Below are 15,781 nucleotides of genomic sequence, written 5' to 3'. Positions count from 1 at the left end.
CCTCAGTACTCCAGCGCGATGGCAACCTCGTAACCGTGCGACTTGAGCAGGGAATGTTTCTTCGCCGCATCAAGATCGTTAGCAACCATTTCCGAGATCATCTGGCGCAGCGTGATTTCCGGTTTCCAGCCCAGTTTTTCATGTGCTTTGGCCGGATCGCCCAGCAGCGTTTCCACCTCAGCCGGACGGAAGTAGCGCGGGTCAACGGCAATCATGACATCGCCTGGCTTCACGCCCGGCGCATCATGTCCGGTCACGGAAACCACGATGCCTTTTTCATTCACGCCCTCACCTTCAAAGCGCAATTTAATCCCCAGCTGAGCAGCCGCCATTTCTACAAACTGGCGCACGGAATACTGCACGCCGGTGGCAATCACGAAATCTTCCGGCTTATCCTGCTGCAGCATCATCCACTGCATCCTGACGTAATCTTTGGCATGCCCCCAGTCGCGCAGTGAATCCATGTTGCCCAGGTACAGGCAAGACTCCAGCCCCTGAGCGATGTTGGCGATCGCCCGGGTAATTTTGCGAGTGACAAAGGTTTCGCCGCGGCGCGGAGACTCGTGGTTAAACAGAATGCCGTTACAGGCATACATCCCGTAAGACTCACGGTAGTTGACGGTTATCCAGTAGGCATACAGCTTAGCAACGGCATACGGTGAACGCGGATAGAACGGCGTGCTCTCTTTCTGCGGGATTTCCTGAACCAGACCGTACAGCTCAGAGGTGGACGCCTGATAAAAACGGGTCTTTTTTTCCAGACCAAGGAAGCGGATCGCCTCCAGCAAGCGCAAGGTGCCGATCGCATCAACGTCTGCGGTGTATTCCGGTGAATCAAACGACACCGCAACGTGGCTCATGGCACCCAGGTTATAGACTTCATCCGGTTGGACTTCCTGTAAAATACGGGTCAGATTGGAGGAGTCCGTCAAATCGCCATAGTGCAGATGAAATTTGGGATTGCCTGAATGCGGATCCTGGTAGATGTGGTCCACACGTTCGGTGTTGAATGATGAAGCGCGACGCTTAATACCGTGTACTTCGTACCCTTTTTCCAGCAGGAGTTCTGCCAGGTAAGAGCCATCCTGCCCGGTTACGCCAGTAATGAGAGCGACTTTTGACATGTTATAACCTCTTCAGTGATCCCCTCAGGGAGTAACTTTCTCGACGCGTTCGCGCGTGACTACTGCGGGATTTCCCCGACAAATGACATTTGCTGGCAGCGATTTAAATACGCTGCTTCGTGCTCCGACGACGGTGCCATCGCCAATCGTTACGCCAGGCGCGACAAAGACATCTGTCGCCAGCCAGCATTTATCGCCAACCACTATCGGTGTGGCGTTAATATCAAAATGTTGGCTGGCATAATCATGACTCCCGGTGCATAAATAACTTTTTTGCGAAATAACTGCGTGGGCCCCAATCGTAATATCACCTAACGTATATAAAACCGCGTCATCACCCACCCAGGCATAATCTCCCAGAGTTAGTTTCCACGGATAAGTAATTTTTACTGAAGGCCGAATGACTACGTTTTTTCCTATTTTTGCGCCAAATATCCGTAATAAAAATGCACGCCAGCGATACATAACCTGTGGAGACCAGCGAAATAATGTTGATTGCACCGCCCACCATAATTGCACTTTAATAGCGCCGCCGCCGCGAAAACCTCCAGGCACTTTAAATCCGCTTAAGTCTTGCATATTGTGCTCTTACGTTTTTCCATATAAGGTTTTTGTTTTATCGGTTGTGCGCAGACGTAAATATTCTGACAAACCGGTCCAAAAACCTGGCATGTGTAATATCTGGCGCTGTACTTTTTTGGCATCCCGGCACAATTCCAGATTATTCGTCGTTGACACTCCGCCCATAGAAAATTCCGACACCAACCCGCGCAGCTTTTTAAAAGCGTAGCCGGACTTGTATAATTTGGCTGCCAACGCGTAATCTGACGATATTTTATATTGCAAATCATAATGCCAGACATTCAGTCCTGAGAGAGGAAAGAATATTGCCTGATGGCTGGCGGGCAGGCTGTGATAAATATACCAACCCGGTTTTGCCCGACGCTTAATTTTGTTGCCATTGCCGAAATCCAGCAACGCATCGCCAATGACCATAGTTTGGTCACTCTGCATTTTTAGCTGGCGGATAAAACAAGCCGCATTCGCATGCAGAATATCCCCGGAGTTGAGGAACAATGCAAACCGCCCGCGCGCCATGGCGATGCCTTTGTTCATCGCATCATAGATGCCGTTATCCGGTTCGCTGACAAACCGTAACCGGTGTTCTCCACTGAGTCCTTCAAGAAACGCCGACGTACCATCCGAGGAGCCGCCATCAACAACAATCCACTCAAAACTGATATCACCCGCTTGCGCCAGATGTGCCAGCGACGCGTGAGTTTTGACGATCCCTTCCAGATTGCGAAAGGCGACGGTAATGATACTGAGCAGCATGTGAGTTACCTCGCGATATTCAGCGCCTTGCGCAAAATAAACGGACACACAATTAAAAATGCGTATTCCGGACTAAATACTGAACCTGTAAAAAACAGTGACAATGGTGTAAGAAGATAAAGCTGCACCCGATAATTCTGATTATCGCCAAACGCATTGATCATCATTTTCATGACCTTCCCCATGTACCATAGGGCTAATATCACCGCGAACCATGAAAAATAAATAATCAGCAGATACAAGCCATTGTCTATTGTTTTACCGACATCTGCACCGTTAAAAATTCCGAATGACGCGACGTATTCATAAAGTGAGCCAAATCTCACTACGCCATCAACGTTCAGTAACGAATAACCGACCATCACTAATGGCCCTACGATACGATAATACGATGACGAACCTTCAGTTCCTAAATCACCAAGCCGCGTTGCGATGTACGGAAAAGCAAATATCACACCAACTAAAAACACGCTCAATGAGATTATCGCCAGAGGTAGCTTCTTTTTTATCGCATCCTTATTTAGGTACTGAAACGCCCATTCCAGGAGGTAAAACAAAATAAACGTCATTACTCCTGAAAACGATCCCGATAATATTATCCCTACCAGAATCATAGCATCGGACTTAGGTGTTTTGATACCAAACTGTTTGATACTGAGCCAAATTGAGATTAACGCCAGAGCGAAGAATGCCGGTTCGAAATAGAGCGCGGTGGTTCGTTTCCCACCAAACTTAATAAAGTTCAGAACATAGCTATTACTGTAAATAAGATATTTCGAAATAACTTCCATTAAACTGCTGCCGCCGCTGAGAATTATCTGTGCCATTTCAACCGCAGCTAACCCCACCACCAGTCCCACGACCAGCCAGAAAAAGCGCAAGATTTTAATGTAGTTATGCGGCGAAATCGTTTTGAAGCGAATACTCCATACCATGCCAATGATCACCACGGTATAGATAAACAACATGGCGGACGTCACGTACTTGCTGGCATCCAGTGACTGACCGAACAGATAGTTAAATGCCGTCAGTCCGCCCCCTACGCCCAGCGCGATCATTAATTTTTTGATATTGATGCGCTCGATAAACAGCAACAACAGAACGGGTAAAAAGGTGACGATAGTTATCGGGAAGCTCTCGCCAAGCTGGGCGAGTTTGACGTTTACCAACAGATAAAGCAGCGGTAGCACCAGATAGCTACAGATTCTGATAGAACGAGACATATTCCTCCAGCATCTGTTGTCCACTGTATGCCAACCGGCTGCGCTGGCTAAATGCGGCAAGCGACGTGTCAAAAACCGCCTGCGCAATGTCTGATTTTTTCAGTTGCACCAGTTGCAACACTTCAGCTTCGCTGAACGTTTTTCCGCCTGATTTAGCCAGCACTTCCTGCGCGGCATCGCTGTGCGTGGCTATTACCGGTACGCCGATGGACAGCGCTTCGCACAGAATCAGCGGGTAGTTATCGACACGTGAGCTGAACACCAGTCCATCCATCTGATTAAGCGCACTCATCAACGTGCGCTTATCGCTCTCAAAACCGTGATTGATGACGTTATCTCCCGCAAATGGCGAAAATTTGCCGAAGGTATGCAACTCAATTTTGTCTCCGAGCGCGGTAATCGCTCGCACCAGTTGCTGACTGGTTTTGCCGTCATAGCGCAGGTCATGAGCCACCACGGCAATTTTCGGCCGACCGCTCTCCTCAGGCATCGCGGGTAGTTCGGCAAGAATGGTTTCAGTTGCCACATCAATGCCATTATTGATAATGCGGCAACGTCCCGCGCCATACAGGCTGTTGAACGCGTCGGCCACATGCTGACTGGGCGAGATAAACTGGCAACCCAGCGCCAGCATCGCACGAAACATCTGCCGCTTAACGGGCAACTGCTGATGGGCTTTATCGATTTTTACCGGCGGATAGTTGCTCAGCGTTGGGCATTGCAGACAGCCCGTTTTCCAGCCTTCGCAGCCATCGGTAAAGGCACAGCGCCCGGTCACACTCCAGTGATCGTGCAGCGTCCAGACGAAGGTGATATCCGGTTTATGCGCTTTCACTTTTTGGCAAAAGGAGACTACCTCTTCCAGGTTCAACCAGTAGCTGTGCAACACATGAAAATGCAGTACCAGCGGGCCGTTAGTGCGGGTAACCATACGATATAGCTTGTCGAGATTGCCGAACATGTCGCGGTTCACGAAACGAAACAGCGCAATGTTCGCCGCCGACGTCAGGCGCGGCGTATATTTGATAACCTGCGGGTATTTCGCATGGCTGGCGCTTTTTTTACCGCCTTTGCCATAGCCATAGACAAAACGCGACGACAGCCCTTTTTCCAGCGACCTCAGATGCAAATCTAACGCCACGCCTGCCGCCCCACCTTCTGCGAGTCGCACATTAAATTGTAATATCTTCATTTTATTACCTTCACCCGTGCCTTCTCGCCCACGACCAGCGCATTGTCCGGAACGCTATCCACCACGACGCTCCCGGCACCAATCGTCACGTTATCGCCAATAGCAACGTCGCCAAGCAGAGTGACATTGGCCCCCAGCTCAACGCTGTTACCGATTACCGGGCAGGACAAATCGTTGGTGCCAAGATTGCCGATGGTGACGCCGTGACGTAGGGTAAAATCATCCCCCACAACCACGTGTTTATTGATAACCACCCCATAGCCATGATGGATGGTGAAACGACGACCGATTGATGCAGCGGCCTGAATTTCATAGCCAAACAGGCATTCGGTGATAAGGCGGTACATCACCAGTACCGGTGCGGCCCACAGGTTGTTTAAGATGTTTTTTTTACGCCAGACGGAGCAAAAATGGGCAATCCGATAGGCCACCACCATGCAGCAGGGGCGCAGACTCCAGCCGTTCACGCGTAAATCTTCCAGCATAATTAGCGTCCTCGCAGTCCGTCGGCCAGACGCTTACTGTTGCGAACAGAAAGCAGCGTCAGCAGCGTGCGCCAGTTCATCCGTTTGTTGCGGATCTGATAGAGGGTAAACAGCTGATACTTCTTGCTGGCCCGGTCAAATTTGCCTTTGTGCTTGCGGTAAAACTGAAAGTAGCCGGAGAATTTATTCGGCGATGAGGTAATGCGCATCTCACCGTGATTTACATGCAGGATCTGCGTCGCCTCTTTGACCTTCCACGGTTTGCCATACGCCACCACCATGCGCAGGAAGATGTCGTAATCCTGCGCCGCTTTCAGCGTGGTATCGAACAGACATGCTTTAAACCGCCATGCCCAGGTAAATACCTGGTTACCAATGATGTTGCGCTTATAAAACCTGCGGCGTGAATAAACGGACTTAGGATAGAGCGGCAGACTGGTCGGCTGCGAATACACTTCACCCTCACAGACATAGTCATTGGCATACAGAAACGCCCGCGTGACCAAATGATGGCGATAGTTGAGAAATACACTCAGTCGGTTCGGCGTCCATTCATCATCATCATCAATCCCCGTAATGTATTGCCCGTTGGCCTGCATAATGGCCTGATTACGCACCGCACAGGCCCCGGAGTTGGTGGGATTATGCGTATACGACACGCGCGGATCGTTGAGTTCCTCAACAAACTGCTGCAACTGCTCATATGAGGAAGAGCAATCATCCACAATGATCATCTCCCAGTGAGGATAGTCCTGCCGCAACACCGATTTAATCGCCCGAATGGCCAGCTGCTGGCGGTTCCAGGTTGGCATGTAAATTGAAATTAGCGGGTTTTCTGTGGTCATTTTCGTTTCCAAAAAAAGTTGCCTGATGGCACTACGCTTATCAGGCCTACATTCGATATGCGTTGCTGTTAGTTATTTCGAATCCGACGTGTATTCGTATTCGTAGTAGCCGTAATCCTGATACCCGCTGGCGCGGCGGAAGATCGAGTTGAGGATCACCCCTTTCACCTGAATGCCATTTTGCTCGAAGCGGCCCAGGCTGGTTTCCACCTCTTTCAGCGTGTTGACCGCATAACGCGCTACCATCAGCGTGGTTCCGACGTGGCGCCCTACGATAGCCGCATCGGTCACCGCCAGAATTGGTGGGGTGTCAATCAACACCAGGTCATAGTGCGAACTGGCCCAGGCAATCAGTTCGCCGAAGCGCTCGCTCATCAACAGTTCGGAAGGATTGGGAGGAATTTGACCGCGAGGGATCAGATCAAAATGCGGAATCGATGTCGGTTTAGCGCTGGATGAAATATCCCCTTTGCCAATGAGGATCTCAGACAGGCCGTTAACATTATTGGTCCCCAGCAGTTCGTGGGTATAGCCTTTGCGCATGTCGCAGTCGATCAATAGCACGCGTTTGTTAGTCTGGCTAATAACTGCCGCCAGGTTAGCGCAGACAAATGTTTTACCTATCGACGGGCTGACGCCGGTCAGCATCAATACGTTGTTACGCGCCTGCATCATGGCAAAGTGCAGGCTGGTACGCAGGCTACGGACCGCTTCTATGGCGAGATCCGTTGGATTCCCCACGGCCAGCAGTTGGCTTTGCTTGTAGCGTTTCACACCTTTAATGGTCTGAACGTTATCACGCGCTTTTTGCCATTCAGACAGCGGAATACTGGCATACACGCTGATACCATGCTCTTCCAGCGCCTGGGGGCTTTCAATACCGCGATTAAACAGAGAACGCAGCAGTACGCCCACCACGGAAAGCATTAAACCGAGAATGATACTGCCGAGAATAATCAGCGCCGTTTTCGGCTTCAGCACGCCAGGCTGGGCAATCGCGGGATCGACAATGCGCACATCACCGACCGTACTGGCCTCGGTAATCTTCAGTTCCTGTTGCTTGTTCAGCAACTGCATATAGACCTGCTGACCGGACTCCACATCACGCGTCAGGCGAACAATTTCCTGCTGTGTTTTCGGCATCGCCGTTACACGCCCGTTCAGCTTACTTTTCTCATCTTCCAGCGCCTGGCGTTTTTCCAGCAGCGTGCGGTACGCCGGGTGCGCTTTGGTGAACAGCTTGGAAATCTCCGCTTCTTTAAAGGTCAGTTCATTCAGCTGCGCGTCGATATTCACCATCGAATCCAGCACCGCTTTGGCTTCCAGCGGCAAATCCACGGAGTCTTTATCCTGACGGAAGGCGTTCAGCTTGTTTTCAGCAACATCCAGGTGGTTACGCACTTCGGGCAACTGCTTGGCCAGAAACGCCAGACTTTTGGCGGCCTCTTCGGATTTACGTTCCACGTTTTGTTGCAGATAGTTACGGGTAATACTGTCGAGGATCTGGCGGATTTGCTCGCGGTCTTCACCGGTAAAAGTCAGGCTCAATACACCGGTATCTTTGCCTGTTTCCGCCACCATCAGATTATTTTGCAGGGTGTTTATCATGCCCAGCGTGGAGAATTTACGGACGGTAAATTGGCTCTCCGGGCTGGCATGAATCGCCTCAACCAGCATCGTCACGCCATCGTGTTCCAACACCTTGCCGACTTGCCCCCGAACGCTAAAACCCCCGTCACTCACCAGTTGATAACTTTTGTCATTCAGCACATTGAGCGTGAAGGTCTGTTCATTCATTGCCTTTGGCAGCGTGAAGGTAGTCACATTAACCGTTTCGTTCTGACGGCCCATCAGCCGGTCCCAGCCCGCGCCAAAAATAGGGAACGTATCTTTGGTAACGCCGATATCGAGGTTGAGATCGTCTACCGTTTTCCCTAATACCAGTCGTGACTGAATGAGCTGAATTTCCGCTTCCGAGGCCGGGGGTTTGTTCGACAACGCCGAGCCAATATCCTGCACCAATGAATTTCCAGTATTTTGCTCAATTTGCACCAGCGCGTCCGCACTATAGATGGGGGTGGCGAACAGTGTGTAGACCGCGGCACACAATGCAAAAGCCGCGGTAATGCCAAGTACCCACCAGCGGGCTTCCACCACCGTTGCGACCAGACGACCAATATCGATTTCATCATTGCCCGTTACCGGCGCAGCAGACTGTTTTACTTTTTCTGTCATCGTTTTCCCTGCTCTGCGTTCAGTGCCTGAGCCCATTGGCGGGCAGACCGTTCAAGTAATGTGTACACCGCGTCAAACGCATCACGGCTTTTACGATATGGATCGGGAATTTCGCGCTCGCTGTCCCAGTGACCAAAAAGCATCACTTTGCCGCGCATCTCCGGCACCATTTCACACAGGGCAGAGATATGGCGCTTTTCCATGGCCAGGATCAGGTCATACTCCCGGCACATTCGTCCCGAGATCTGCCGGGCACAATGATTATCCAGTGACAGGTTGTGCGCCTGCGCAACGCTAATGGCGCACGGATCCGCGCCTTTCCCCACCAGCGCCCCAAGACCGGCAGAAGAGACCGTCAACGCCGGGTGAAATTGCCTTAACAAGCGCTCTGCCGTCGGGGAACGGCAAATGTTCCCCACACAGACAACTAAGATTTTGTTAAACATGACGATTACCAGTTGTGAAGGTCGCTGGCCGTGTCCGTCATATAGCGAACACCGCTAATAGTCGGCAGCAACTGATTGATCAAACGGTTCCAGCGAGCAACCGGCGCAGTAGTGACGTACACCACATCGTATGGCTGGAGTCGGAATGATGTTGCCATCACCAGCGACGTCGCATCGGACATATCAAGCTGATAGATATTGGCGATCTTGCCGTTGTTCCCGCCCTCGCCTTTCAATGGTCGAATAACGAAAATACCGCTGGCATTGGAGGTGGTCAGATCAATACCTTCGGCATTGCCCAGCGCTTCGGTAAGCGTCATGCCACTGAAGTCCATTTTGAGGGTGCTCTGTTTTTTCACTTCCCCCATTACAAAGACTTTCAGATCGTCATTACGCGGGACAAACAGAATGTCGCCAGGATAGAGCAGTCGGTTCTGGCTCAGGTCGCCATTTTGCATCAGTGCTTGCAGTGAAATGCGTTGCTCCTGCCCTTTATGAGTCAGCACAACGTTGCGCCAGTCTGCCGCTTCGGTGAGACCGCCTGCGGCGTTAATGGCATCGAGAACGGTAAGTGGCACGTTGGTGATGGCCTGCTGACCAGATTTGTTCACCTGTCCGGAGACATAGGCCTTCTGCGAGCGGAAAGCGGCGATATTAACGTCCACCTGCGGGTCAGCAATGTACTTCGCTAAGCGCCCGGTAATATCACTACGAATCTCTGCCAACGTTTTCCCTACCACGCTGACTTTGCCGATGTAGGGGTAAAACATCGTGCCATCAGGTTGTACCCAGTTGCCGGTATCGCTTGAGCTACGGTACTGCCCGGCTGGCGTGGTGAGTTCAGGATGATCCCAGACGGTCACATTCAGGACATCCCCCGGACCTACTCGGTACTGATACCCGGCAATCTCCTGGTCCAGCGACATATTAGGTTGTGCAACATTTGGTCGAGGACGTAATTGTTCTACCAGTCGTGGGGTGAGTGGATAAACATTCACCATGCGATCGATATCAAAATCAGCGTCCTGCTGTTTAATCACATCTTTGCCCATCGTAGACATATTGCTGCCCGGAAGCACGGTACAACCGTTTATCAAGATTGCCGATACCAATACTGGTATCAATTTAAGTTTGGATTTCATCATTGATTATTTATCACTTTGGCAGAGTAATTATCACATGCAATCTAAATAGCGACTTCGCCTGTACGTATTTACCTTGCCGTTAATTGAAATGGAATTTAACTGGCATCAGTCCTAAAAAAAATGAATTCATCTGCGGTCTCTTGACAGAATAATTTAGGCTTGTTTCAGGCGACCAGACACGCTACCGCCCCTGGCTTCACTAGCTACCAATGCACTGATTAATTTGAATTTTTATCTTCTCCTTTATTTTCATCACATTTACAGCGGCAACGCATCGGGAATACGTACCACTGGTTAATGAGGAAATATTTATCTTTTGATTATTACCGCAAGAATTGTTGCAGCTAAGCGAATATCAGGCAAGATAACAAACCACCGATACCAAGCTTTTAAGATTAATATTAAGCGTTGGATTTGTATATTTTTAGGATTTTATTGATGTTGACAACATTGATATAAAAACATCCCACCTGCGATATTTCCTAAATATATCTAGATTAATAAAATAATTTCCTGTAGTGACATTAAGGCTATTATCCTGCATCTGTTCTGATATAACCGACAGAGAAATCCCCTCTCGCCATTGCATTTTTCGCCAGTTTTACCCATGATCGAATTGTGACAATTGTCATACAACTATGGGTATAGCATTTACTATGGAATGGATTGCCGATCCGTCAATCTGGGCCGGACTGGTCACGTTAATCGTGATCGAACTTGTTCTTGGCATTGATAATCTTGTTTTTATTGCCATCCTCGCGGAGAAACTACCTCCTGCCCAGCGGGATAAGGCGCGTATTACCGGGCTACTGCTGGCGATGGTTATGCGCCTGCTGCTGCTGGCATCAATATCCTGGCTGGTAACACTGACCACGCCGCTGTTCAGCATTCGCGATCTCAGCTTCAGCGCCCGCGATCTGATCATGCTGTTCGGCGGTTTCTTCCTGCTGTTTAAAGCCACTATGGAGCTCAACGAACGGCTGGAAGGAAAAGACAGCGACAATCCCACCCAGCGTAAAGGCGCTAAGTTCTGGGGTGTGGTCGCGCAGATCGTGGTGCTGGACGCCATATTCTCTCTCGATTCCGTCATTACCGCTGTTGGGATGGTCGATCACCTGGCCGTGATGATGGCTGCGGTGATTATTGCCATCAGCCTGATGGTGCTGGCGAGCAAGTCGCTGACGCGCTTTGTCAACAGTCATCCAACTATCGTTATTCTGTGCCTGAGCTTCTTGCTGATGATTGGTTTTAGCCTGGTGGCCGAAGGGTTTGGTTTCCATATCCCGAAAGGTTACCTGTACGCGGCTATCGGCTTCTCGGTGATGATCGAAGCATTGAACCAGTTGGCTATTTTTAACCGTCGTCGCTTCCTCTCAGCCAACCATACTCTGCGCCAGCGCACCGCCGAAGCGGTAATGCGGCTGCTGAGCGGGCAAAAAGAAGATGCCGAACTGGATGCCGAAACCGCGGCAATGCTGGCGGACCATCATGAAGGTCAGATTTTCGCGCCTCAGGAGCGGAGGATGATTGAACGTGTGCTGAACCTTAATCAGCGTACCGTCAGCAGTATCATGACCTCGCGTCACGATATTGAACACATCGACCTCAATGCTCCCGAAGCAGAAATCCGCGCCTTACTGGAAAAAAACCAGCATACGCGTCTGGTGGTCACTGGCGAAGACGGGCAGGAAGAACTGCTTGGCGTGGTGCATGTCATCGATTTGCTGCAACAGTCTCTGCGCGGCGAGCCGCTCGACCTGCGCGTCCTGATTCGCCAGCCGCTGGTGTTCCCGGAAACTCTGCCGCTACTTCCGGCGCTTGAGCAGTTCCGAAACGCCCGGACGCACTTCGCGTTTGTAGCCGATGAATTTGGTTCCGTCGAAGGGATTGTGACGCTGAGTGATGTGATGGAAACCATCGCCGGCAATCTGCCAAACGAGGTAGAGGAAATCGACGCCCGCCATGATATTCAGAAAAACGCCGATGGTTCATGGACCGCTAACGGGCATATGCCGCTGGAAGACCTGGTGCAGTACGTCCCTATCCCATTAGATGAAAAACGTGAGTATCACACCATTGCCGGGCTTTTAATGGAATATTTGCAGCGCATCCCAAAAACCGGGGAGGAAGTCCAGGTTGGCGACTATCGGCTAAAAACCCTGCAGGTGGAAAATCATCGCGTGCAAAAAGTCCAGCTGATACCGCTACACAGTGAAGAAGAGATGGATTACGAGGTGTAAGTCACGAGCCGGATGGGGCATTAGCCACCATCCGGCAATATGAATCAGAGCTTATCCAGCAACTTTTTAACATCTTTGCCGTTGCGGGAATCTTTATTGCGATCGGCCCAGTCATTCAGGCGACGTTTTGCTTCATCCTGCAGATGTTTACGCAAAAGCTGATCAACTTGCAGACTGTAGTTCAGTGACTGCCATTGACCATAGACTCTGAGAGGAACCGGGGTGGCCTTCAGGAAATTAATCAACTTACTTTCGCCATCCCAACCGCCCAGAACGCGAATGTTAAACAGCGTGTCGCAATTCTGCTTCACCAGATCTAACGTTCCTTTGCCGGTCAGTGCCAACATAGCGGACTCCCCTACCATGTTATCCAGCGTTACCTCACCGTTATCCAGCGTCATATCGGTTACAAAACGATCCAGACGGGTCACGTTCTCCATATTTTGCTGGGCTTTAGCATCTCCACCGCTACGCTCGACGGCCTGCTGTATCATCTGCTGGAAGTTCATCCCTTCCATTCGCGTATCGTTCATTTCGACATGGGCCTGCCCTTGCCAGCTGTGACGAAACGCCTGGGCGTCAATATCCGAGCCGGAAAAATCTCCCGCCAACGACAGCTTGCCAGTGAGTGCGATGGGGTAATCAAAGGCCTTCAGAATAGTGCCAATTTCTACACCTTCCAGGCGCGGATGAAAGACCGCTCGCGGTTCTCCCTTTCTGGCATCCAGCGTGCCGGGCAATGAGATCAGCCCGCCATCACTTTTTCCCTGCAACTGTGCAATGTTCAGTAAGCCGAACCGGTTGTCTATTTTTGCCGAGACATTCTCAAACGCCATTTTCCGCCACAGCACTTTGTCAGCCTGCAAAGCGATGTCTGCCGAAAAACCCTTGAGTCCCTGATACGAAACAGCATCAACCTGGGAAGCAATAACGGGGCGCGCCAGCGTTGACTGACTCTGACCTTGCTGAACTTCACCTTTTGCTGTCACCGCTGCGTCATGTTGTACGAGCAGGTTATCCAGATTGAGCTGACCAAATTTTAGGTCAACGGCCCATTCCGGTTTTTCCAACAAGGCCACATGCGCTTGCCCGGAGAAAGAAGAGTCATTAGCGGTCAAATTTATCTGGCTAAATGAAAGCTGTTTTTTCTCTTCCAGCCATTGCGCCTGAAGATGTCCCTGACCGTTAATCCCCTGCGGCGGCAGATCGGCCCCCTGCAGTTGCCAGCTTAACTGCTCAATATTCGCAGATAAGTTGTGCGGATAATCGGAGGCATCGACCGTACCGTTAAAGGATAACGCGAGATCGCGCTGATCGCGGTTCACACGCCCGGAGAAATCAAACGTGCCGCGGTGCTGGCTATCTTGTTCCATCTCCAGACGAATATCGCGAACGGTAACCTGTTCATCGTCTTCATGTTGGAACACCAGAACACTGTCGGCAACGCGCAGACGGGCGATATCAAACGACCATCCTTTGTCTTCCGCCAGATCGGGCAACATATTGTCTTTTGGGGCAACGGGTGCATCTTTGCCCCGTACCGCCTCAGTTTGCGGGGTCAATTGAATCACTGCGCCTTTGAGCATCACCTGCTTCACGCTGAGCTGGTGGCTCAACAGCGGCCACAATGCAACGTCGAGACGCATATTATCAGCACGAACCAGGGGTTCGCTGGCGCCTTCAGCCGTTAACATCACTCGCCCTGAGAGGATACTCAGTTGCGGCCATACGTGCCAACGCAGGGGGCCATCCAACTGCAGCTGATACCCGCTACGTACGGCAACCTGCTTGACCATATACGCGCGGAAATCATTCGGATTCACCAACAGTACTAACGCAGAAAAACCGGCCACCAGCACGACCAGAAGAATCATCAGCGTCGTCAGAAATCGTCTCATGCTATCCCCAATGGACTGATAAACACTCAGTCTTTATCGATCCGGCTGGCAACGGCGCCCTGCTGGTCGCGATACTTCGCATCCTGACGACGGTTGTAGGGTCGCGCTGCCGGACCGGAAAGCGGTTCGAAACTTAACGCGCCAATCGGCATCCCCGGACGCAGAGCCAGCGGTAATTTTCCGGAGTTGTAAAACTCCAGTACGATACAGCCAGACCAGCCCGGATCGATACGGTGAGCGGTGACGTGTACCATCAGTCCCAGACGAGCCAGCGAAGAACGGCCATCTAACCAACCGACGAGATCGGAAGGCAGTGTCACGGATTCGAATGTTACCGCCAGTGCAAGTTCCCCCGGATGCAGGAAAAAGGCTTCGCCGTCCTTGAGGACGATTTCATCACTCATCACGCGATCCAGCGCGGCGCTGACTTCATCTTTCGGTCCGCTTAAATCGATATACGCCGCCGTATGACCGCGGAACGTACGGAATTTGTTGCCAAGACGCACATCTACCGTGGCGCCATTGATTCGCTCGACAGGAGGGCGTGGATTGATCGACAGGCGACCTTCATCCAACCAGGCTTCAATATCTCGGTCACATAAACGCATGGCACTTTCTCCTTTCGTGCTTCAAACCCTTAATGCCAGGTGCGTTAAGGGTGAACCAGGTTATCACTGAACGGTACACAATTCGCTGAACTTATTCAAAGAACTGACTGATTTTAGCCTTCAGAATATCGATGGCGATGCGGTTTTTACCCCCGCGCGGCACAATGATGTCGGCGTATTGTTTTGAAGGCTCAATAAATTGCAGGAACATTGGCCGGACGGTTTTCTGGTATTGCGCCATCACCGAATCCATTGAACGACCACGTTCGTTCACATCCCGCTTGATACGGCGCATCAGGCAAATATCCAACGGCGTATCAACAAAAATAGAGAAGTTCATCTCGTCACGCAAACGCGCATCCGTCAGCAGCAAAATGCCTTCCAGGATGATGACTTTCTTGGGTTCGATATGAATAGTGTCTTGCGTACGCGTGTGCTCAACATAGCTATATACCGGCAGTTCAATGGCAGAGCCGCGTTTCAGCGTTTGCAGATGTTGAAACAGCAGGCTATGGTCCATCGCGTTCGGATGGTCGTAGTTGGTTTTTACACGTTCTTCCATCGACAGATGGCTTTGATCTTTGTAATAGCTGTCTTCGGGAATAACGCCAATATGTTCGTCACCGACTTGTTCACGCAATTCGCGATAAAGAGTACTGGCAATAAGGCTCTTGCCGGAAGCCGATGCGCCGGCAATGCCGATAATGACGCACTGATGGGACTGATCAGTCATAAATTTAGCGACCTGATTAACCTGGATGTAAGGAAGGGCGGCGCCGAAACGCCAAACGCGGCAATTATAGGGATTTCAGCGGCGCGATGCCACCCCAGGCTGCACCAATGCTGTCCCTGTCGCAAATTAAAATGGTCAGATTTAGAACAGCCGCTATATTTATTCACCTGCCTTAGGAATTAATAGCTTGGGAGTGTTAATTTATGAGCAGCTGGCGTATAAATTGTAAATTGTTTGTACTAGCATAATCCCAGATTAAATGTGATGCGTCC

Annotated in this window: 14 protein-coding genes; 1 reads left to right on the top strand and 13 read right to left on the bottom strand. The window is 50.8% G+C overall.

From position 1 onward, the window contains the following. Positions 1 to 2: 2 nt before the first annotated feature. From gmd to SK39_RS19860, 10 genes are all read right to left on the bottom strand, one after another. Positions 3 to 1,124: a GDP-mannose 4,6-dehydratase gene (gene gmd, locus SK39_RS19905; RefSeq protein ID WP_003036748.1), complete on the bottom strand. Its 1,122-nt coding sequence runs from the start codon at positions 1,122 to 1,124 to the stop codon at positions 3 to 5. Between the two features lie 24 nt (positions 1,125 to 1,148). Further along, the gene (gene wcaF, locus SK39_RS19900; RefSeq protein WP_003844323.1) at positions 1,149 to 1,703 is read right to left on the bottom strand and encodes a colanic acid biosynthesis acetyltransferase WcaF; all 555 of its coding nucleotides are present in this window, start codon (positions 1,701 to 1,703) and stop codon (positions 1,149 to 1,151) included. A 9-nt stretch (positions 1,704 to 1,712) separates the two neighbouring features. Next, positions 1,713 to 2,459, bottom strand: coding sequence for a colanic acid biosynthesis glycosyltransferase WcaE (gene wcaE / locus SK39_RS19895; RefSeq protein WP_003036753.1), 747 nt, complete (start codon positions 2,457 to 2,459; stop codon positions 1,713 to 1,715). A 5-nt stretch (positions 2,460 to 2,464) separates the two neighbouring features. Next, positions 2,465 to 3,682 (bottom strand): colanic acid polymerase WcaD, encoded by a 1,218-nt coding sequence (gene wcaD / locus SK39_RS19890; protein ID WP_003844324.1) that lies wholly within the window; start codon positions 3,680 to 3,682, stop codon positions 2,465 to 2,467. Continuing rightward, the gene (gene wcaC / locus SK39_RS19885) at positions 3,657 to 4,874 is read right to left on the bottom strand and encodes a colanic acid biosynthesis glycosyltransferase WcaC (protein WP_032936710.1); all 1,218 of its coding nucleotides are present in this window, start codon (positions 4,872 to 4,874) and stop codon (positions 3,657 to 3,659) included. Before wcaC ends, wcaD begins: the two co-directional genes overlap by 26 nt. Next, positions 4,871 to 5,359 (bottom strand): colanic acid biosynthesis acetyltransferase WcaB, encoded by a 489-nt coding sequence (gene wcaB / locus SK39_RS19880; RefSeq protein WP_003844327.1) that lies wholly within the window; start codon positions 5,357 to 5,359, stop codon positions 4,871 to 4,873. The genes wcaC and wcaB overlap by 4 nt, the downstream gene beginning before the upstream one ends. Positions 5,360 to 5,361: 2 nt before the next feature. Continuing rightward, entirely contained in the window at positions 5,362 to 6,204 is an 843-nt protein-coding gene (gene wcaA, locus SK39_RS19875; protein ID WP_003841790.1) for a colanic acid biosynthesis glycosyltransferase WcaA, read from the bottom strand. Positions 6,205 to 6,276: 72 nt separating this feature from the next. Further along, complete coding sequence (gene wzc, locus SK39_RS19870; protein WP_003841788.1) at positions 6,277 to 8,439, bottom strand: tyrosine-protein kinase Wzc; 2,163 nt, start codon at positions 8,437 to 8,439, stop codon at positions 6,277 to 6,279. Then, positions 8,436 to 8,885 carry a low molecular weight protein-tyrosine-phosphatase Wzb gene (wzb, locus tag SK39_RS19865; protein ID WP_003036763.1) on the bottom strand — a complete coding sequence of 150 codons (450 nt, stop codon included), beginning with the start codon at positions 8,883 to 8,885 and terminating at the stop codon, positions 8,436 to 8,438. The genes wzc and wzb overlap by 4 nt, the downstream gene beginning before the upstream one ends. A 5-nt stretch (positions 8,886 to 8,890) precedes the next feature. Continuing rightward, on the bottom strand, positions 8,891 to 10,030 hold the full coding sequence (locus SK39_RS19860) for a polysaccharide export protein (protein ID WP_032936707.1): 1,140 nt from the start codon (positions 10,028 to 10,030) through the stop codon (positions 8,891 to 8,893). Positions 10,031 to 10,686: 656 nt separating this feature from the next. Between SK39_RS19860 and SK39_RS19855 the strand changes: the two genes are divergently transcribed. Further along, complete coding sequence (locus SK39_RS19855; protein WP_003841782.1) at positions 10,687 to 12,270, top strand: TerC family protein; 1,584 nt, start codon at positions 10,687 to 10,689, stop codon at positions 12,268 to 12,270. A 44-nt stretch (positions 12,271 to 12,314) separates the two neighbouring features. Here SK39_RS19855 and asmA read toward each other — a convergent pair whose 3' ends face one another. From asmA to udk, 3 genes are all read right to left on the bottom strand, one after another. Next, positions 12,315 to 14,168 (bottom strand): outer membrane assembly protein AsmA, encoded by a 1,854-nt coding sequence (gene asmA / locus SK39_RS19850; protein WP_003844331.1) that lies wholly within the window; start codon positions 14,166 to 14,168, stop codon positions 12,315 to 12,317. Between the two features lie 26 nt (positions 14,169 to 14,194). Then, entirely contained in the window at positions 14,195 to 14,776 is a 582-nt protein-coding gene (dcd, locus tag SK39_RS19845; RefSeq protein WP_003036774.1) for a dCTP deaminase, read from the bottom strand. A gap of 91 nt (positions 14,777 to 14,867) precedes the next feature. Further along, positions 14,868 to 15,509 (bottom strand): uridine kinase, encoded by a 642-nt coding sequence (gene udk, locus SK39_RS19840; protein WP_003036776.1) that lies wholly within the window; start codon positions 15,507 to 15,509, stop codon positions 14,868 to 14,870. Positions 15,510 to 15,781: the final 272 nt, after the last annotated feature.

Source organism: Citrobacter sp. BIDMC107 (assembly GCF_001037575.1).
In the GTDB taxonomy this organism is placed as follows: Bacteria; Pseudomonadota; Gammaproteobacteria; order Enterobacterales; family Enterobacteriaceae; genus Citrobacter; species Citrobacter freundii.
Note: the sequence above shows the minus strand (reverse complement) of the source record. Positions and strands in the feature narration are given on the sequence as shown.

Coding starts and splice junctions, on each gene's coding strand:
- gmd (WP_003036748.1), bottom strand. CDS start 1,124: ATGTCAAAAGTCGCTCTCATTACTGGCGTAACCGGGCAGGATGGCTCT.
- wcaF (WP_003844323.1), bottom strand. CDS start 1,703: ATGCAAGACTTAAGCGGATTTAAAGTGCCTGGAGGTTTTCGCGGCGGC.
- wcaE (WP_003036753.1), bottom strand. CDS start 2,459: ATGCTGCTCAGTATCATTACCGTCGCCTTTCGCAATCTGGAAGGGATC.
- wcaD (WP_003844324.1), bottom strand. CDS start 3,682: ATGTCTCGTTCTATCAGAATCTGTAGCTATCTGGTGCTACCGCTGCTT.
- wcaC (WP_032936710.1), bottom strand. CDS start 4,874: ATGAAGATATTACAATTTAATGTGCGACTCGCAGAAGGTGGGGCGGCA.
- wcaB (WP_003844327.1), bottom strand. CDS start 5,359: ATGCTGGAAGATTTACGCGTGAACGGCTGGAGTCTGCGCCCCTGCTGC.
- wcaA (WP_003841790.1), bottom strand. CDS start 6,204: ATGACCACAGAAAACCCGCTAATTTCAATTTACATGCCAACCTGGAAC.
- wzc (WP_003841788.1), bottom strand. CDS start 8,439: ATGACAGAAAAAGTAAAACAGTCTGCTGCGCCGGTAACGGGCAATGAT.
- wzb (WP_003036763.1), bottom strand. CDS start 8,885: ATGTTTAACAAAATCTTAGTTGTCTGTGTGGGGAACATTTGCCGTTCC.
- SK39_RS19860 (WP_032936707.1), bottom strand. CDS start 10,030: ATGATGAAATCCAAACTTAAATTGATACCAGTATTGGTATCGGCAATC.
- SK39_RS19855 (WP_003841782.1), top strand. CDS start 10,687: ATGGAATGGATTGCCGATCCGTCAATCTGGGCCGGACTGGTCACGTTA.
- asmA (WP_003844331.1), bottom strand. CDS start 14,168: ATGAGACGATTTCTGACGACGCTGATGATTCTTCTGGTCGTGCTGGTG.
- dcd (WP_003036774.1), bottom strand. CDS start 14,776: ATGCGTTTATGTGACCGAGATATTGAAGCCTGGTTGGATGAAGGTCGC.
- udk (WP_003036776.1), bottom strand. CDS start 15,509: ATGACTGATCAGTCCCATCAGTGCGTCATTATCGGCATTGCCGGCGCA.